Origin of the sequence: Neobacillus sp. 204 (genome assembly GCF_046562815.1) — a bacterium.
Lineage (GTDB): Bacteria > Bacillota > Bacilli > Bacillales > Cytobacillaceae > Neobacillus.
The window spans coordinates 100,878-120,230 of sequence record NZ_JBJORY010000008.1 but is presented as its reverse complement, the minus strand read 5'-3'; the positions used below and the strand labels follow the sequence as shown (position 1 = coordinate 120,230).

Here is a 19,353-nt window from a genome sequence, read left to right as displayed (position 1 = left end):
GGAGCATAATTGGAATGAAAAATTACCATAACACAAAGAAACTTGTAAAATCTATCGTAGTAACTACAGTAATGTCATTTGGACTTATTTCAGGAGGTCATTTTACCGCAGCGGCTGGACTTGATAAAGCAAAAGTGGAACCTGTTAAAGCTGTTCAAGCAAACAGTTCCCAAAATATACATGCCAGCAAAAAAGCAACTCTTGCAGATCCTGCAAAGCCGGAGGTTCCTGCTCAGCCTGAAGCAGAAGAAAAAGCTGAGATTCAACCTAAGGAAAAAAGTAGCAACGGGAAATCGCAGGCAAGTGTACAAGCCAATGAAACAGCAACTCCTGTAGATCCTGCAAAGTCTGAGGTTCCTGTTCAGCCTAAAGCAGAAGTTCCTACCCAGCCTAAAACAGAAGAAAAAGCTGAGATTCAACCTAAGGAAAAAGGCAGCAATGGAAAATCGCAGGCAAGTGTACATGCCAGTGAAACAGCAAAAATGCATGCTAATCAAAACTCAGCAATCTTTTCCAATAACCAATCAGAAGAATTGAATGGAACGGATGCTACAGCGGAATATGTATTCGGATCGGATTCCGCTTCATCATCAAATCCTAATGGGGAAGATTTTTATCTGGGGAAGTTAGGTTATGGCAGCACTGTACAATTTGATTCAAGCACAGGCAGTGGAATTTATTTTAGTAGTGCAAGAGCAGAGGATGCTAGCTATGTTTACGGTTATTGGTTTTTATCCGGTATGCAAATGGCGCCAATAGGGACTTCTGCAAGTGATTGGGGGGCGCAGCAGGCAAAACTAGCACTAGAAACCTATGAAGCTATGAAAAGTGTATATGGTTCGAAAGTTAGACCTGTTATCTTTATTGATGTAGAATCGGCTTTAACCGGTATGAATGACTATGACTATGTAAATAATCAAACGATTTATAATGCATTTATTAATTATCTAAATCAATATGGTCAAGGTGTAAAACCAGGTACCTATTCGTCTCTGTGGAACTGGGAACTAACGATGGGGAACTTTTCACCAAGCACTCCGGGGGCTTATTGGATTGCTTATTACCCTGGTGACATCCCTTCAGATTTGACAACGAGCAATCCATATTGGGTCAATTTTCCTGGAACAAACGAACAGGCAGAAATTTGGCAGTACTATGGTGGATACGATGACTATAATGTTGCTTGGAAACTTCCGTAACGAAATATAAGCGGGAGTGGGTAAGTTTTAGAGTTTAATAGATTTGATATGCAGGTCAAAGCAAGATTATTTAGCTAAAATGAAACCACCAAGCAGTTTCTTTGCTTGGTGGTTTAAAAAACGTAAAAATTATACTGATGAGCTTACCTGCATATATTCTACATTGGGTAAAATACGGAAATTTTATAATTTATCTATAATTTTCACCAATCAAATTAAAAGCCTCCTAACTGGAGGCTCTTATCTATGAGTTGATTTCATTTTATCTATTGTCTCATTTGTAGACCATGAGGCACTAGCAATCATACGGAAATTTATTTTTGCAGCCTTATCCCCATCCAAGTCTTTCATTTTTGCGGAAGCTGTGGCATCGTGAACCACTGCCACTTCAAATCCTTGTTCAATTAGTTCCCTCATATGAGATTCAACGCATAGGTTCCCTGACATACCTGCAAGAATAACTCGGGTAATTCCCTGTTTTCGCAGTTGCAAGACCAAGTCATTGGCTTCAGGTCCGTAAATTTTATGCGGACTTGTTATGACGGTTTGACCATCATTAATATAGGGCTTATATTTATCCAGAAAGTCGGCACCAGAACCTTCAAAGCCTTCAAGATTTAATGGACCTTTTCGTTGATACATTTTGAGATCGTGCATCGAATGTTCCATAGCTCCCCCAAACATCCATTTTTGATCATAGGGATAATAGTAATGAGGGGACACAAACACTTTAAACTTATTTTTCTTTGCTGTTTTTAATAATAATTCAATGTTCTCAATCGTATGATTTTTAGCTACGCTGTCTTTAACCAAGTTCCATGCTACACCTTTTGGGCTTAAAAAGTCATTTTGCGGATCTGTAATCACTAAAGCGGTATTTTTTTGTCCCACCTTCATTCCAGGCGATACAAGTGATGCGGTTTGTGCAACTACAACATTTGGATGAAAACCATAAAGATCAAAATTGATAAAAAACGAAAACACAAAGATACACTGTAGAATTTTTTTCATGAGGATCTCCTTACTTTGATGGGTATACGCTTATTATGTGCCTTTTTGTATGGTTGATTCAATTTCAACAGAAGGCGAAAGTTGATAGTAAACAACGTTCATTTTGGTACTAGCGGGTGCTTTACGAAAAAAGCTAACGGTCAGGATATTTGAGACTAAATTATGATTCCGCAAAGCTAAATCATAGTCTGACTCCAATCAGGTAATGAATCAAATGCTCCCTAGGTCATATCCACACCTTCCTGCATATATTCTATATTGGGTAGAATGCGGAAGGTGGGTTGATATATAAATTCTTATTATCTTAGAAATGCGATTGATTATTATCAAACAAAAATACAAGAAACGAATAATCCTTATTATTGGTTCTATCTGGCTGATGTGCAGCTCCAAGCGGGAGTAACATCCGAAGCCCTGCAAACGATTGATTACGCCTTGCTGTTCCCAAATCCGTATCCTTCAAGGGAAAAACTGCTGGATATGCGGGCGAAGCTCCAGCCTGTTCTTTCAAGAAATATGAATCAGAATACGACTACAATAGTAGATGCGAAGCGGGGGGACGTTGACGGGGACGGAATCATCGACAATGTCCTTCTTTCCGGACATAAAACCAAGGATAGTCCTCTTTGGAAAAATATCACACTAACCGTCCAGAATGGGAAAACCAATCAAGTTCAACAAATCCCGTTAAAAAATAATATGGGATACAATCCGACCCTCTTTCTTGGTGATTTTACAGGGAACAAGGTGGAGGATATTTTAGTTGTCATGGATACAGGTGGAAGCGGCGGTGCCATCTATGCGTATATCTTTTCGGATATGAAGGGTCAAATGAGGCAGATTTTTGATTCAGATATATTCAATGAGGAATATAAGTACAGTGTAAATTATCAGGACCAATACAAAGCGGCGGTAATCAGTCATAAACAAAAGGAAAAGTACATTCTTGATCTTTCATACAAGGGTCAAGAATACTTAACAGAGATTTATAATAATAATGGTGTTTTGAAGGAACCGATAGAAGGATGGGTCAATCCATTATCGGGATTACACCCGGTGGATTTTAACCGGGATGGAACGTATGAACTTGAGGCGTATCAGAGGATAGCCGGGAGATACAATGCTGACTCCCTTGGATTTGTGCAGAATGTCTTGAAATGGAACGGGCAGGCGTTTGGTCTTGACCGTCAGAATGTGTCCATCTTTGGTGAAGAAATAAAATAGAATTGAATTGAGTCCGAACCAGAGGCAACACTATTTTAAGGAGTAACTTTACAGTGATAAATGAAGAAATTATTACTTTGCTTATTACAGAAGATAAGTGGATGATGGAAATTTTAAAATCTGCAAAGTCATTGAATTTACCTGATTGGTGGATTTGCGCGGGATTTGTTCGTTCAAAAATATGGGATACCTTACACGGTTTTAACGAAAGAACTCCGATCCCAGATATTGATATCATTTATTTTGATGCTGTAAATATTGATGAAGTAGAGGAAAAGAAGCTTGAAGAAAGACTTAAATCCTTAAGTCCTAACATTCCTTGGTTTGTAAAAAATGAAGCCAGAATGCACCTTAAAAGCAATTTGCCGCCCTATACATCTTCAGTTGATGCTATATCGAAATTTCCAGAAACAGCGACAGCTCTAGGAGTAAAATTAGATGAAAAAGACCATGTGATATTAACGGCCCCATGGGGAATTAATGATGTCGTTAATTTAGAAGTGAAGCCGACGCCATTTTTTATAGAGACTAAAGAACGAGTAGCTATTTACGAAAATCGCGTTACAAAGAAGAATTGGGAATCCACTTGGAGTAAATTAAAGGTTTATCATAATAACAGCTGTGAGTTACTTAAATAATGGAGGATTATCATTTGGTTTTCCAAAGGGGCGGTCCTCGTGGTTCCTTCTGACCACCAGAAACCGTCCCTGTGTCAGCTTTTGGACCTATGGAGTATGTTAAGGTTTTATTAAGAATAATGAGCTATGATTAAGACAATCTTTTTCAAGACCCCCTTTAAATAAATTAATGGATGCCCTCGAGGATTGTTTCCTAACAGTCTAAGAGGGCTATTTTTTTTCGGGAAAGATGGAACAATGAATGGGAAACATCATTGTGAGTATTACTGTTAGTATGTTATTATTGTTATAACATTAGAGTATTAGAACAGTTAATTTTGTCTTAATAGTTATAGACCACCCAGAAAATGTATATAAATAGTGAGGAGGAATGATATGTCTGTAACGGTGGTGAGAGAAGTGGAAAGAAAAGTAACAAGAATCGGGAATAGTTTAGGGGTTACGTTTCCGCAGGAAGTGTTGGAACACTTAGGAATTGCTCAAGGTGATGCAGTACGTTTTGAGATAGTGAATGGTCAAGTAACCATTAAGAAAAAAATAAATTTAAAGCTGCCAAAGGGAATAGACGAAGAATTCTTGGAGCAAATGAACGATATGATTAATGAATACGACCAAACCTTTAAAAACTTGGTTGATAGGTAGGTAATCATGGACGAAGTGAAATATTTAACAGAGCATCAAGTTATGTTTCTGAATACTCACCAAATAAGATTGTATTCACCAAAAGAACCACAGGGTGTGAAAGATAAAGGTCTTTTAAGTAGCGCAGTTAATCGTCCGAAACAGAGCGCATTTGGGGAAGAAGCCTATCCTACCATTTATGAAAAGGCAGCAGCTCTATTTGAAAGCTTATTAAAAAATCATTGCTTTCATAATGCGAATAAGCGAACTGCTTTTGCTGGTTTGTATATGTTTCTAAGACAAAATAAATATAGGTTAATTGTCCATCCGAAAAGGGCAGAGGATTTTTGCGTTCAAATCGTGGATCCAGAACAGCAAGATGTATCTTTTGAGGAAATTGTCACTTGGATTCACAAATGGACGGAACCAGATCATTTTTAAAGATGTACTATTTGGTGCATCTTTTTTGTAATACCACAGAGACGGTTCTCAAGGCTTTATTCGAAGTTACTTCCGACCACCAGAACCGCCCCCATGGTCTTTTAAAAATCAACCCCAAACAACTTTAGCTCCTCCGTATCATGAGGGAGCTTAATCATCCCTTCGAACTGCATACCAATCTTCTTAAGCAGCCTCGCTGACCCAACATTTTCCATAGATGTGATCGCCACAACTCGCTTAAGGCCCAGTTGTTCGCTGCCATAGCCCAGCGTTGCCGCAGCTGCCTCAAAGCCATACCCCTTAGCCTGAAACCTTGATAAGAAGGCAAACCCCAGATCGACATCCTCTAAACCATCTCTTTTAATTAATCCGCAAATCCCAATCGGGGTCCTGGCCTCATCCTTTAATTCTGTTAAAAAAAGACCAAAGCCCAGTCGGGAGTACATTTCCATTGGCCCCGTTACAATATAATTTCTAGCATCCTCTATCGATCGAATACCGCGATCCCCGATGAAACGCACCCACGAAGGGTCATTCAACAGTTCTAAAATAAACACGGCATCGTCTGGTGTTAACCAGCGAAGGAGTAACCGATCCGTTTTCATCACCTTCAAGGAAAACACACCTCATTTCATGAAAAATTCATAACTAAATCATACTATATCATGTATTCTGAAAGGGAAGAACTTTATTCCTACGGAGGAAATCAAGTGGAAAGGAACCGTAACTCCCTATACAATGAGGGAGGAAACCCAAGAAGTGTTGACATATATCCGAGTCAATTATCCATTAATCAAATATACAAAGGAAAACTGGAGAGGACCATATTAGTGGAAAAGAAGTAGAAACAGAGTAACAAGAGTAAATCGTGCCTATACCTTAATCACACGTAAGGGGGCAGAAATTTGGTGAGGAATAAATGACATTTAGGATTGAAGCAGCATATAAAAAGTTGAGTTTTGAACCAGAAGAGGATATCTATGAATTCTATGATACAAAAATTGATCTTATTAAGAACGAACGCTCTTTTTTTGGAAATTTTCAGCCCATAACACATGAAAGTGAACTGGCAAAATATATTAATCATTATAACTGGGACGGTAATGCGTTTACGTATTCTCACGATAGCGCTAATTTTCCATTGTTTAGTATGGTATTGGATATGAATTTGGGATTAAGTAATATTCGGCCTAATCAGGTATTTGTATTGACCCATGATGCTTACCAATCAGAATTGGTGTTTAAAAGACAGGGAGAAGATATACATATATTCTATCATCTTAAATATTTTGGATTGTGGTATGACGGCAGCCAAATAATGTTTACCAGAAAGATTCCTGAAACATCTACTTTTGTAGTAAGTGCAAACGAATTAATAGAGGCTATTGAAGAAATGATATTTCATCTTCAGGAATATCTATCAATCCATCAACCTGAAATAATGAAGGAACCATTGGTTCAAAGAAGCTTTGGATTGGATCAATATTTTAATGAAATCTATGCAGAAAGAGGTTTTCCAACCCATGGGATTTCCGACTGGGACGATGAAGAAAAGTGAAAGTTTGTTAAACAAGGATTCTGGCCACTAAAAACGTCCCCATGGTTTCTCCCCAAAAAACAAAAACCGCCCTTTAAAAAGGCGGTTTAGTTTTACAGTCTAGAACGTTGCTTTAGGATTCGGCCCATATTGATTATCGTCAGGTTGACTATCCGTACATGCGAATACAAGTAAAATAATTGCCCCAATTAATGGAATCAGACCAATCAAGATCCACGCACCGCTCCTGCCAATATCGTGTAGTCTACGAAAAGCAACAGCAAGGCTCGGTAACAGGACAGCCAAGGAATAAAGGCAATATAATAATGAATATGTACCTATGATATTATCGATAATGGAGAGGATAATCATTGCGATTGCATTGAATAGATAGAACATCCAGTATTCCTTCCGGCGTGCTCTACCCGAAAAGCCGACGTAATTCTTTAACACTTTTAAGTACCATTCCATAGGTGGGCCCCCTTAGAAAAGATCATGATGAGATTAACAAAAATTTACTATTGCTTTATTAGTTTATTTTTCATGACAATCTTAAGAACAAAAAATTTAAACTAATCGTAAATTTGTTAATAAAATCTTTAAGGGAGTTACTTCCTACCCGCCAGAACCATTCCCCTAGGTTTTCTCGCTATTTTCCCCAAAACAAAAACCGCCCGATAGAAAGGCGGTTAATTGAGAACAAAAAGTCAAACAGATCGTAAAATTTTTAATAAAATCTTTTAAAGCTCTCGAAGTGGGTTTGGTAATACGCGCTTTGTAAATTGGAAATCATCACACCATCGTCGTTAGCGTGGATGAATTGGTTGTTGCCAAGGTAAATTCCCAGGTGGGAAATCCCTTTTTTATATGTATTTTCGAAAAAGACAATGTCACCGGGTTTCGGTGTGTTGACATAATAGGTGCGGTCGTAGAAACCTTCTGCAGAATAACGGCCGATTTCCATCCCCGCTTGATTGGCCACATAATAAATAAACCCGCTGCAGTCAAAGCCAGAAAGCGTACTTCCTCCCCAGACATAAGGAATCCCAATCAGTTTCTTGGCACTGGCAATCATCTTCGTGGAAAGATCAGTATTAACAGTTGGTTCTGTCTTCGTCCCAGGAACCTTGAGCTTTTGGCCAACATAGATATTATCGGATGTTAATTTATTGAGTGTCTTTAAGTCCGTGATTGTCAGCTTATAATTCAAAGCAATTTTTCCAAGGGTATCGCCGCTTTTAACGATATAATCCGTCACGTCCTTGACAGTGGTTGCTGGAGTCGTGATGGTCACTGGCGGCTTTGCAGTTGTTGGTTTCGTAGAAGGTACAGGTGCTTTTGTGGCCGGAACCTTGAGCTTTTGCCCGACATAAATCATATCGGATTTTAGTTTGTTCAGTGATTTCAAGTTTGTCACGGATGTTGAATGTTTCCCGGCAATCTTGCCAAGATAGTCACCGCTTTTGACCGTATAGACACCTGAAGATGCAGTAGTGGTCTGCGGCTTTGCTGGCGTCGTCGCAGGCTTTGGTGTGGTCGTTGTCTGTTTCGGGGCTGACACCTTCAACACTTGCCCGACATGGATGATTGTATTATTAAGTTTATTCCATTGCTGTAGTTCAGCCAAGGTTACATGAAAACGGTTGGCAATCTTAATCAAGGCATCACCTTTTACAACGGTGTAAGTGGTGGTCTGTGATGCTTGGGTCATTTTGCTCGCTACCGTAATCTTGAGCATTTGATTGACGGAAAGGAAATCCGACTTCAACCCATTTGCTGTTTTGATGTCCTTGACACTCGTATGATATTTAAGCGCGATTTTCGATAAAGTATCGCCTTTTTGAACCTTGTATGTATCGGCCAGGGCAGTGCCCGCAAATACGGTCGAAAGCAGGGCAGCTGTCGATAAGGCACGAACAATAGTTTTCTTCACTAGCAAATCACCTCTATTTTTTACACATTTTTATTAATTTTACCATAGTTTGCTAGTGTTTCGGGGGAAAAGTTGGAAATATTTCCTGAATTACTAGCGAAAAATGGTATATTTGAGAAACGATTAAATCATTAAATTGAAGTGAAAGTACCAACGACGCCAACGTTTCTCCACCATCAAGTACAAATCCTTACAATATTCACTAAATTACTACAATTTCCACTGGAAATGCATTTACATCTTGCTGCTAATCTAGTAAAATTGTCAATTAGAGTAAAACAAAGGAGGAAAAGAAAGGTGGATCGGACGATAGAAGCTAAAAGCTCTAATGTGGCAAATTTCTCAGAAATCGTGAGAAGGGCATATGAAACGGGCGTAAACGAAAATGAAATCACCGTAGAAAAACTACTTGCAGACCTAAAAGCAGATCTAAAAAACTTAATGGTCGGTTAAATATATATAATATTAATTAAAATATAAGGCCACCGAGGTTTCCTCGGTGGTCATTTGTGTGTTTTAGGTAGTTGAGGGTATGTATGATGCCCGTGAAGGTGAAAAAATGGGTTCGACGGTAACCATAGAGTTTGTATGATGCCCATGAAAGTGAAAAAATGGGTTCAACGGTAACCATAAGGCTTGTCTGATGCCCTATACTCAATGGACTACATTAGGTGCGGTAAATATTAAATGGTCTTCATCAAGCTAATGAATACCAAAACTTTTAACAAATGCCAGTAAAATGGTCTTCATTTAGTCAATCAAGGCAAATGTCCGCATTGGGCAGAAAAGGCGTCATACTGAGAGGTCTCACTAACTGTCGAGTGTTTTGAGGTGCTTTTCTAAAAAAATATACCGAATTGACAGTCGTTTTGACATTGTAATTGGCATATAGAAAAAGCAAAACTCGCCACAGTATTGGCGAGTTTTCTTTGTTATTGAAATCCGATATTTATTCAACTAAGGCACCCTTTAGCTTAAGTGAAACTCTTCACAATTCAGCTGTTACACAAATTTTAACACTAAATAATGAAAGACAAATCACAAGGATTTCTTGGGAACTAGCGCCGTTCCATATTTCTGTTTTGTACATACTTTGTAATTACGATGGAAAGGAGGCTCTTTACATGGCAGAGGGTGCATACGGAGCTAGCTTTGCTCTAATCATTGTATTGTTTATACTTCTTGTCATCGATGGAGCAACTCGGTGTTAAAAGATTCCAATAATGGATGGTGGTGTGAAAAACAACACATCTGTCCAATCCATTTTTTGTAATTCTATTTATATGGAAAAAATAAGATAAATTAAAAGGGGTTAAGTACATGATTCACGTTTTATTTGTATGTCTGGGGAATATTTGCCGTTCACCGATGGCTGAAGCTTTGTTTCGCGACTTAGTCAAAAAAGAAAATTTGACTAACAAAATTGCAGTTGATTCTGCTGCAACCAGTTCATGGCAAATCGGCTTCCCTCCGCACGAGGGAACTCTTAATATTCTAAAGAAATACAATATCTCTTGTACTGGGCTTGTAGGTCGCAAACTAAAGAAAGAAGACAATTGGAAGTTTGACTATATTATCGGTATGGACGAAAGCAACATAAAAAATATTTATAGGATAATCGGCAAGCCAAATCATCCAAAGATCATTAGGCTGCTCGACCTGACCAAATACACGAAAGATGTCCCCGATCCATTTTTCACAGGTGATTTTGATGAAACCTATCGTCTTGTTTCAACGGGCTGCCGGGCATTAATCAAGAAAATACGCAGCGAACAAAACTTATAACAACAAGGCATCCATCTTAATCCGATGATCAAAACAGTTTTTAATTCACTAAACCCATTTTTTGAAATTGTAAAATACAGTTACTAAACAAAAATTTCAACAACACCTGCTTCGAGCCGAATAATGTTTGTGAATTTTCAAGTGCTGCGATCATTATAGCGTAGTGGTCGCTGTTATCGGAGCTACAATTTCTGCCGAATTCAGTCATGTCTTCCTTATCCGATTTCGGAGATTAAGATGTTAGATATACTTGATGCAACTTTTCAATCTGATGTTGATATAGTTATGTCAAAGGGAACGTCATCTTCCCAAGTGTGCAAGGGCTTTATCGATACTTTTAAGGATGATCAATTACTTTGGTAGATTACCGTTGGAACTTCATCATTTGTAAATACGATACATCCCTAATATGTTCCTTTTTAAGCTGTTTTTGGAATAGTGAGATTAAATTTGATTACTCTCTGGCTATTTCCTTCTATATTTACTGAATCCTACTTTTGTGCGCTTTTTCCTCCAATTCTCTTTAATACATATGTAAGTGCTAATGAATAACGAAACGATGATTAAATCGTTTTTTCGATAACCAAAAATTAATTATTTATTTATAATTCCATTAAATATTCACAATGTTGTAAATTTGGGGGAATTTGAATAAATATTTATTCAAAATAACACATATTTCATACCCATTTTTATAAACTAAATTGTCGTTTTACATCAATTTTTTAAAAATTTTGCTAAAAATTTTTTTATTTTGTCATTTTGTGTTGAAAAATTTGGGACGAGTTCACCTACAATTCACCCAATACCCTTCATGAAAATTTTAAGCTATCATATTAGTTGAGTTATTTTTCTAAATATTCCACCAAATAAAATTTATTTTATTCATTTAGTGAGAAACAAGGGGGTTGTAAAAGATGAAGGGAATAAGGAAAAAGATTTTTCAAGCTACAACTGTGCTTACATTAGCCAGCAGTAGTATATGGGGTTCTACGATGATTACCCAAAAGCCGGCGTATGCTATATCGAGTGAAAGTATAGCAGAGAAAATTTTGCAGTCTTTAACAGATGAACAACGTGCAGCATTGCAAAACTTAGCTTCTTCAGAAGTAAAGACAGGACTACAATTATCAGATGATGTCGACTTAACGAGTGAAGAAGACGTAACGGTTATTGTTGAATTCAAAGAGCTCCCAGCAAAGGTAGCTCAATTAGTAGAAGCCTCCAAAGGGGAATCTATTTCGTTAGACAAAGCGAAAGAAAAGGTTGAAAAGTCACATGCTCAATTTAAAAAGGATTTACAAGAAAAAATAGGGAAAGAAGAGAAATCTAATAAGGATAATTTTAATATTAAATATACTTATCAGAATGCATTTAACGGAGTAACAATGTCACTTCCGGCAAATCAAATTAATAAATTAATGGAAATGGATACGGTTAAAGCCGTTTTTAGCGAAAGAAAAGTACAAATTGATCCTCCACCTCCAATTACGGAAGAAGAGCAAACTAAGGTTGATAGTATCCCATTTTTAAAGATTGATAAATTGCATGAAGAGGGTTATACCGGAAAAAATATCAAGGTCGGTGTAATCGACACAGGGATTGATTACAACCACCCTGATTTAAAAGATGCATACAAAGGTGGATATGATTTTGTCGAAAATGATAGTGATCCAATGGAAGCTACATATGCCCAATGGAAAGCCTCGAAAAAATCAGAATTCGTAAATGGTAGCGCGTATTATACTTCTCATGGTACTCATGTGTCAGGTACAATTGCTGGCCGAGCTAAAAACGATTCAGATTATAAAGTAATGGGCGTTGCTCCTGATTCGGATTTATACGTTTATCGCGTTCTCGGTCCGTATGGTTCAGGTTCGAATGCTGCCGTTATTGCCGGAATAGATAAATCGGTGGCAGATGGAATGAATGTGATCAATCTTTCGTTAGGTTCTTCTTTAAACAATCCATTAGAAGCCACTAGCTTAGCAATCGATAATGCTGTATTAAGCGGTGTTACTGCTGTAGTAGCAGCGGGTAACTCTGGGGAAAGTGGAATGTACACTTTAGGCTCACCTGGGGCAGCCGCACTTGCCCTAACGGTTGGAGCGAGCTCGACACCAACCAATGTCACGACATTTGCGAGTAAATTTTTAGCAACTGGTAAAGAAACTGATAGTACATTACAATTGATGACCAAAACATGGACGAATGATTTCTCGAACTTATCTGGTCAAACATTTAACATTGTTAATGTAGGTGAAGGCGGACCAACCGATTATGCAGGAAAAAACGTTCAAAATAGTATCGCATTTGTCGCACGTGGTACCTATGCTCTTATTGATAAAATGAAATACGCAAAGCAAAACGGAGCAGCAGGTGTCATCATATACAATAACAATGCGACAGAAGGACAAATTCCTTTGTATCTTGGAGAAAGCAACGATAATATCCCTGTATGGTCAATGACAAATAAAGATGGTTTAGCAGTCAATGATTTATTTAAAAACGGTACGCCGAGTGTTACATTCGGAACTCTTGGTGAAGGTGAGATTCCAGGAGACGACTTAGCTAGCTTTAGCTCAAGAGGGCCATCTGGAACCTTATATGATATTAAACCAGAAGTGACGGCGCCAGGGGTATCTGTCCTATCAACCGCACCTTCTTATATTAATGACAAAGTAAGTTTCGGTTATTCTACAGCTTACCAAAGAATGTCAGGTACATCGATGGCAACTCCGCATGTAGCTGGAATTGCAGCCTTACTGTTACAAGCACATCCTGACTATACACCTGCAGATGTGAAAACCATCTTAATGAATACAGCCGATCCTCTAAAGAGTCAATATAGTGTTTTTGAATCAGGGGCAGGTAGAGTAGATCCATATGAAGCGATAAAGGCGACTACAGAATTCGCGGTTCAAGACGAAACACCTTATATTAAAAATAATGTAAAAGAAATGATGAGCGAGCAAACAGGCGGCCTTAGCTACGGTTTTATTCCGATCGATAAAGAGGACATCTCAAAAACAACGAATGTACTAGTCACGAATCCTAGTGATAAAACGCAGAAGTTTGACATTTCAGTTGAGTTCAATGTTGGGGTGAAAGGTTCCTTAGACGCTAAAGAAAATGGCGTGTCATTAGTCGTGCCGGAGGATGTTAAAGTTAAAAAGGAAAGTCAGGAAACGATTCCTGCATCCCTGTTGATTCCAACTACAGCCAAAAAGGGCACCTATGAAGGATTTATCCGATTTGTGGATCAAAAAGATCCGGATAATCATTTCCAAATTCCATTCGGCTTCCGTCTAGTGGAAGAAGGATTTGAATATTTTAAAGTCCATTCACCAGATATCGCACCTAATCGTCAACAAAGTCCTTATAGTGTAAAAAGTACTGATTTAGATTTCAAACTAAATTCACCGATGAAAACATTGGATTTTATTTTAGTCGATGCAAAAACAAATAATGATTTAGGCTTAATCAAATCCCTTGATGTATCTGGCGCGCCGATCGACGCAGATCTTTACATTCAAAGTGCTTTTGCCGGAAGATATTTTCCGTTCACAGGAAATGCGAAAAAGCCAATTGGATATACCTCTGTACAAGCAGTGGATGGATTATACAAAATGAAAATCATTGGGACAAATCTGGATGGAAAGCAGTTTGTAGAGACAGACCAAGTATACATTGATGATAGTATCCCGACCATGAAATTAAACGATACAAATGCGCTGCCTAAAGGTAATCTTCCATTTGTGGAATTGGAAGCTGGTCAAAAAACAGTTACATTATCAGGAAGCGTGATCGATAAAGAAGCTTACGAAATGGAAGCAAACGGAATTAATGTTAATCAATCAAAAAATAATCTGTGGTACGGCAGTAACTCTCCTTCATATAATATTACTACCGATAATGAAGGGAAATTTAGCAAAGAAATTTCTGTTGATTCTTCGAATCCAGTTCTGCAGCTCCAATTTGCTGGTGCGGATAAGGCTGGTAATACAACAAACTCAAAAGTCGTTTATTATGTAAAGCCGGGGACGCAATATATTTACGCTAAACCAAATAAAGAGTCAATTAATATGGGTGATCAAGTAACCTATACTTTCTATGCACATGGTTTACAAAATGCAAAAGATTTAACGATGAGGTTTGATTACACATCAAGATTCTTTAATTCGGTTGTATTTAATAAAAATCAGGCTTTATCAAATGATACACAGTTTACAGTTACTTCAATAGGGACAGGGAGTAAATCGAATACGATTAATATCAAAGCACCTGGAGATGGTTTAACAGGGGATATGCCGTTATTTGATATGCAAGTAGAAACAAATGCAAATGAATATGTAAATGTAAATAATGTATTCTTTTTTGTGAATAACGCTACTTATAAAGATCTAAGTGGTAAAACCGTTAACCCGTATTTCCAAATCGGATTTATGCCAAGCTATACTGCGTATTCATCTGCAACAGCGAAAATCAATCCTCAAGGATTATTAAATGCAAACGGCGGCTTTAATTTTGGAATCGACTACAGGACCATTGGTGCACAAGCTAAACTGAGAGACTCTAAAGGTCAATTATACAATGGGGAAATTGAACAATTTGGAAACATTGTTTTCAAAAACCTTCCAATTACTGAACAGGAATATACGGTCATCATTGATGTTCCTGGCCATTTTACTACTTACACACCGTTGGAAATTGGCAGAAAAGATGGGGATATTTATATTGGCGAGAATATTTCCTACTCTACTGCAATGGAAAGAGCAGGGGATATTAACAAAGATAATGTGATCGATATTTATGACGTTATCTTGCTTCAACAATATTGGGGAACGAACAACCGTGATTGTGATATAAATTTTGATAAAACGGTTGATGCAAAGGATTTCAAGTTACTTGAGGCTAATTATTTAAAAGAAAACGATTATGTACTAGAAACACCTACTGCTGTAAAGGAATCCAACGGAAAAACAATTGAGTCTATTAAGGCAGCACTAGGGGTAAATTAATAAGTACTCACGCAGGTTTTCATAAGTGATAAACTTCCTATTATTTCTCAGTGAAATTACATTAACTATTTATCAGGAAATCTAAGTAGTTAATGTAGTAATTGGCTATCACTTCAAGTTATTTGGTTATATCTTAAATACAGCTTTGTTACTCCGTTATAAGAAACATAAAAAGGCAACGCCAAATGTAAACTGTACCCTATAGAGTAGACACTAATAAAAAGTCTGCCCTATAGGGTACTTTTATGTATAGTGAACAAAAATGAGAGAATCGGTGAAAAATTAAAGGTCAAAAAAACATTTATTGAAAAAGGAATAATAAATGGATTGTCAACACTAAACTAGACAACTTTTTTAAGGTGTTCCTGTTTGAATTCAATTGGGCTTAAGTAATCAAGAGCTCCGTGAATTCTAATGTGATTAAACCAATGAACATAATCATCTAATTCTTACTGCAACTGTTCCAAATCAAAATACATCCCTTTTACGAACTCTGTTTTAATAATTCTAAATGTGGCTTCCGCAACTGCATTATCATATGGACAGCCCTTCATGCTTAATGACCGTTTAATTTTAAATATATCTAGAGCTTCATCAATAGTCTTGTTTTTACATTCATTTCCTCGATACCTTAATAATAAAAAAGTGATCTTCTTTATTGAAGTATCGCACCCGATAGTTTAAGTGCTATTGTTCACAATCTCTTCTACACTTAATATAACTCCTAATATAGGGTTAACTTTTGAATATAAATTTTTTTAGCAACAATCCTAATGTAATACCAAAAATGATGGTGCTGAAAATATGAGAATAATAATCATTGATGGGTCTAATATCGATATACTTACCTTCTATTAATGTTGTGAATAATAGTTCACATACTAACCAGGCAAATAAACTGCCCACGGTCGTTTTTATAACCAAATGGCATGAACCAAACTTTTCAAATATAAAGTAAAGTAAGACTGCAAAAACACTACTAACTAAAAAATCTACCATTAATCCTATGGTAAATACAGGTCTGTTAAATGTAATAATAAGACTTGATAATTCATAAATACCAAACTTTCCGAAGCCAAAATGTACAAATATCCTCGAAGCAATCTCTCCTGGTATTGTTGAAAGTACACCTATTATACCTATTCTTAACATCCTATCTTGGATCATATCATCATTCCTTAATCTTAATGTGGACAAATTTAGTATTTAAATTATATATAATTTTATACGTAATAAAGGACGACACTTTTATATTTGAAATAAGGCACCAGTCTACCTAATGAACTTATAGTACCCACTTCTTATTCAACTATTATGCCCCTTTACTTCAATAAGAGAAGCTGCCAAAAAAGGTAGTTGAAGAAAGGCTGTAACTTATTTAACATGGAAATTCCTTCGAAACAATTTCATATAAGTGATAATACGAAGATCATCCAAATGGATAATTGGTCAATGGTTCATCTGCTTCAATCTCGGCTTTCATACGTAACCATTTCGTCTTTAATTCGCCATCTACTGTTTTCCAGTCATAACGCTGGTGCCATAAGTTGTAGCCAAGCAACCGACGGTAACGCAGCAAATACGGCATGGCTTTTAACCACCAATTGTCGAAGGTGTTCACCTCTTGATAGCCTTTTAGAAACGCGTCGAGGAACCAGGCTACGTGATCATCGAGCGACTCACTCTTTTTTTCTTGTCGGTTGAATCTTGCGATGACCAAGTAAAGGATGATGGCGACATCAAAAGCGAACCAATGATAGCAGCAATCATCAAAGTCAAATGCCGTAATCCTGTCGTCTTTCGTGACGAAAAAGTTTTGGTCGTAAAGGTCGCAGTGGACAAGACCATAGTTTTTCCTATCCTTAGGTAGAGTCTCCAGCCAATTTAACAGCTCATCCGCTTTCTGCCGAACAATCGACTCTTCATGTGGCAGGTGACGCATCATATCCATCCAAGGCTCCTGTTTCCAATCGCGGCGTTTAACACCTTGCAGAGGGACATAGGATTGGGTAAGCAAGTGCATCTGTCCAACGATGCGTCCCCAGTTGCTAACCATTTTCTCGTTCCAATCTTCTTCAACAGGGATTCGACCAGGAGCTTTGGTGAACATAGAGGCGTGATAACCTCCTGACACACTTTCAACCAAATTTCCATCTTTTGATGGGAGTATATCAGGAACAGAAACACCGTTATCAAACAGATATTTCATGAAGTGCAATTCTGCCAATACCTCGTTTTGGTTACGCCACGATTGTTTTGTCAAACGCATTATTCGTGAAGGAACCCCATTTTGCGCTGGGTATTGATAGACGACATTGATATAGCCGCCCACATGTGTAAGCAGACTCGAATCAAGCCCGAATGCATTTGCTGCTGATTTTAACACCATTTCCTCCAGCATTCCAAACCCCTCTTTCCGATTCTTAATCCATGATTTTCTCAGGTAATGTAATTTTTATTCAGCACTACTGCATCTAATCCTGCAAATTAATTTTTACATTTTTTTTAAAAAAGAACTTCGATAATATCCATTATTTGTTTGAATTTTCTTCCACTAACCTGCCCCGTTAGTGGAACAAGCAAAAAAGCCGCCGAAGCAGCTGGTGATCTTAAACTATCGCACCCGATAGTTTAAGAAGAAATCTTTAAAGTTGAATATCTAAATCATTTAAAGTCCCATTCAATATTTATCTGATTTTTTCCGCCAACTCTAAAATAATTCCCTCTGGACCACGAACGTAGCATAACTTATAACTTTCTTCATATTGCTGTATCTCACTAAAGATTTCTGTGCCCTTCTTTTTCAATTTTGCAACAATAGCTTCAATATCTTCAACAGCAAAGCAAATATGTCGGATACCCAGCGTATTTGCAAAAGGTTGCTGAATATCTTTTTCATCTGACGGCGTATAAAATTTGACTAGCTCTATCCATGCCTGACCATCTGGCATCCCCAATCCTACACATGCCGTTTTAACATCATTAAGCCCAACTATTCTGTCCAACTGTTCTCCATCCAATTCCCATTCCGCTTGCACTTCAAGTCCTAAATCAAGAAAAAACGCTTTAGCCTCTGAAAGATCATTTACGTTTATACTCACATGATCTATTCTATTGATCTTCATATCTCATACCTCCTATGTTCCTGTTTTCAATACCTGTATTCGTTTAAGGCTTGTTTGTAATTCTAATTCGCTTAAAACAGAAAATATCCTTCTTCAACAAACCTGCATCCGTTAGTGCAATAAGAAAAATGGGATCGCCGCAGCCATCCCAATCTTTAACTCTTGCACCCCGTTAGTTTAAACACGTTCAAGCTTTTTAAATGGTTTCGTCGGTAATTCAACACGGATGGAATCACCAGGTTTTACTTCTCCACTCTGCAAAATTATCCCCATTATTCCTGCTTTTCTTATTAGATTACCATCAGCATCTTTATCTAAAACCGCCTTTAAAAGACCTGGTTTAAAATTATCTATTTGAGCACAAGGATTTCGTAACCCAGTTACTTTTATAATTGCACTTTTACCAATATACATTATCGTGTCAGTAGGTAATTCAAGAAGATTTATTCCGACAGTTGTAATATTTTCACCCATTTGTCCAGGTTCTATAGTAAAACGGTCTGCTAACTCATCGAATAACTCATAGTGAATTAAATGCACTTGTCTTAAATTCGGCTGGTTAGGGTTTTGAGCAACTCTCGAACGATGTTTAACAGTAGAACCGTAGTGTGCATCCCCTTCAGCCCCTAACCCTTCAACTAATTTTATACTTTGTTGATTCTCTTTACTAAACGTATGTTTATCACTTAAACTAACAGCTATGACTTTTCCTAAATTAGAACTTTTTATTTCTTCATTCACTTTTCTTACTCCCCCTCAATTATTTCATCAATATGAGTCTATTAATCTCAAACTAAACGTTCACTCTTTTCTGGTAA

The 19,353-nt window shown here is 37.4% G+C and carries 18 protein-coding genes and 1 pseudogene; 10 read left to right on the top strand and 9 right to left on the bottom strand.

Features of this window, described 5'->3' with window-relative positions:
* The first annotated feature begins 14 nt into the window (after positions 1-14).
* Positions 15-1,199 (top strand): hypothetical protein, encoded by a 1,185-nt coding sequence (locus ACJ004_RS17490; RefSeq protein WP_410894425.1) that lies wholly within the window; start codon positions 15-17, stop codon positions 1,197-1,199.
* A gap of 240 nt (positions 1,200-1,439) precedes the next feature.
* On the opposite strand, the gene ACJ004_RS17485 is transcribed toward ACJ004_RS17490, so the two are convergent.
* On the bottom strand, positions 1,440-2,210 hold the full coding sequence (locus tag ACJ004_RS17485) for a cysteine hydrolase family protein (RefSeq protein WP_410894424.1): 771 nt from the start codon (positions 2,208-2,210) through the stop codon (positions 1,440-1,442).
* A gap of 480 nt (positions 2,211-2,690) precedes the next feature.
* On the opposite strand from ACJ004_RS17485, the gene ACJ004_RS17480 reads away from it, so the two are divergent.
* The 4 genes from ACJ004_RS17480 (at position 2,691) to ACJ004_RS17465 (ending at position 5,134) form a co-directional block, all read left to right on the top strand.
* The gene (locus tag ACJ004_RS17480) at positions 2,691-3,434 is read left to right on the top strand and encodes a hypothetical protein (RefSeq protein WP_410894633.1); all 744 of its coding nucleotides are present in this window, start codon (positions 2,691-2,693) and stop codon (positions 3,432-3,434) included.
* A gap of 101 nt (positions 3,435-3,535) precedes the next feature.
* Positions 3,536-4,072: a nucleotidyltransferase family protein gene (locus ACJ004_RS17475; RefSeq protein WP_410894632.1), complete on the top strand. Its 537-nt coding sequence runs from the start codon at positions 3,536-3,538 to the stop codon at positions 4,070-4,072.
* Positions 4,073-4,447: 375 nt separating this feature from the next.
* On the top strand, positions 4,448-4,714 hold the full coding sequence (locus ACJ004_RS17470; protein WP_410894423.1) for an AbrB/MazE/SpoVT family DNA-binding domain-containing protein: 267 nt from the start codon (positions 4,448-4,450) through the stop codon (positions 4,712-4,714).
* A 6-nt stretch (positions 4,715-4,720) separates the two neighbouring features.
* Positions 4,721-5,134, top strand: coding sequence for a type II toxin-antitoxin system death-on-curing family toxin (locus ACJ004_RS17465; RefSeq protein ID WP_410894422.1), 414 nt, complete (start codon positions 4,721-4,723; stop codon positions 5,132-5,134).
* A 101-nt stretch (positions 5,135-5,235) separates the two neighbouring features.
* Here ACJ004_RS17465 and ACJ004_RS17460 read toward each other — a convergent pair whose 3' ends face one another.
* On the bottom strand, positions 5,236-5,748 hold the full coding sequence (locus ACJ004_RS17460) for a GNAT family N-acetyltransferase (RefSeq protein WP_410894421.1): 513 nt from the start codon (positions 5,746-5,748) through the stop codon (positions 5,236-5,238).
* 305 nt (positions 5,749-6,053) lie between these two features.
* Between ACJ004_RS17460 and ACJ004_RS17455 the strand changes: the two genes are divergently transcribed.
* Positions 6,054-6,692: a hypothetical protein gene (locus ACJ004_RS17455; RefSeq protein WP_410894420.1), complete on the top strand. Its 639-nt coding sequence runs from the start codon at positions 6,054-6,056 to the stop codon at positions 6,690-6,692.
* A 99-nt stretch (positions 6,693-6,791) separates the two neighbouring features.
* On the opposite strand, the gene ACJ004_RS17450 is transcribed toward ACJ004_RS17455, so the two are convergent.
* Positions 6,792-7,142 (bottom strand): DUF805 domain-containing protein, encoded by a 351-nt coding sequence (locus ACJ004_RS17450; RefSeq protein ID WP_410894419.1) that lies wholly within the window; start codon positions 7,140-7,142, stop codon positions 6,792-6,794.
* 256 nt (positions 7,143-7,398) lie between these two features.
* A complete protein-coding gene (locus ACJ004_RS17445; RefSeq protein WP_410894418.1) occupies positions 7,399-8,604 on the bottom strand; it encodes a C40 family peptidase in 1,206 nt (401 codons plus the stop codon).
* A gap of 297 nt (positions 8,605-8,901) precedes the next feature.
* On the opposite strand from ACJ004_RS17445, the gene ACJ004_RS17440 reads away from it, so the two are divergent.
* The 4 genes from ACJ004_RS17440 (at position 8,902) to ACJ004_RS17425 (ending at position 15,410) form a co-directional block, all read left to right on the top strand.
* Complete coding sequence (locus ACJ004_RS17440) at positions 8,902-9,057, top strand: YwzD family small protein (RefSeq protein ID WP_410894417.1); 156 nt, start codon at positions 8,902-8,904, stop codon at positions 9,055-9,057.
* A 428-nt stretch (positions 9,058-9,485) separates the two neighbouring features.
* Positions 9,486-9,815 carry a YjcZ family sporulation protein gene (locus ACJ004_RS17435; protein ID WP_410894416.1) on the top strand — a complete coding sequence of 110 codons (330 nt, stop codon included), beginning with the start codon at positions 9,486-9,488 and terminating at the stop codon, positions 9,813-9,815.
* 109 nt (positions 9,816-9,924) lie between these two features.
* Positions 9,925-10,389: a low molecular weight protein-tyrosine-phosphatase gene (locus ACJ004_RS17430; RefSeq protein WP_410894415.1), complete on the top strand. Its 465-nt coding sequence runs from the start codon at positions 9,925-9,927 to the stop codon at positions 10,387-10,389.
* A 917-nt stretch (positions 10,390-11,306) separates the two neighbouring features.
* Positions 11,307-15,410, top strand: a complete 4,104-nt coding sequence (locus ACJ004_RS17425; protein WP_410894414.1) for a S8 family serine peptidase — start codon at positions 11,307-11,309, stop codon at positions 15,408-15,410.
* A gap of 341 nt (positions 15,411-15,751) precedes the next feature.
* On the opposite strand, the pseudogene ACJ004_RS17420 reads toward ACJ004_RS17425, so the two are convergent.
* The 5 genes and pseudogenes from ACJ004_RS17420 to ACJ004_RS17400 form a co-directional block, all read right to left on the bottom strand.
* Positions 15,752-16,036: pseudogene (locus ACJ004_RS17420) on the bottom strand (IS3 family transposase); the annotation flags it as partial.
* 109 nt (positions 16,037-16,145) lie between these two features.
* Entirely contained in the window at positions 16,146-16,562 is a 417-nt protein-coding gene (locus tag ACJ004_RS17415; protein WP_410894413.1) for a hypothetical protein, read from the bottom strand.
* Between the two features lie 277 nt (positions 16,563-16,839).
* A complete protein-coding gene (locus ACJ004_RS17410) occupies positions 16,840-17,811 on the bottom strand; it encodes a phosphotransferase enzyme family protein (protein WP_410894412.1) in 972 nt (323 codons plus the stop codon).
* A 286-nt stretch (positions 17,812-18,097) separates the two neighbouring features.
* Entirely contained in the window at positions 18,098-18,535 is a 438-nt protein-coding gene (locus ACJ004_RS17405) for a VOC family protein (RefSeq protein ID WP_093274033.1), read from the bottom strand.
* Positions 18,536-18,712: 177 nt separating this feature from the next.
* Positions 18,713-19,276 (bottom strand): MOSC domain-containing protein, encoded by a 564-nt coding sequence (locus ACJ004_RS17400; protein WP_410894411.1) that lies wholly within the window; start codon positions 19,274-19,276, stop codon positions 18,713-18,715.
* Positions 19,277-19,353: the final 77 nt, after the last annotated feature.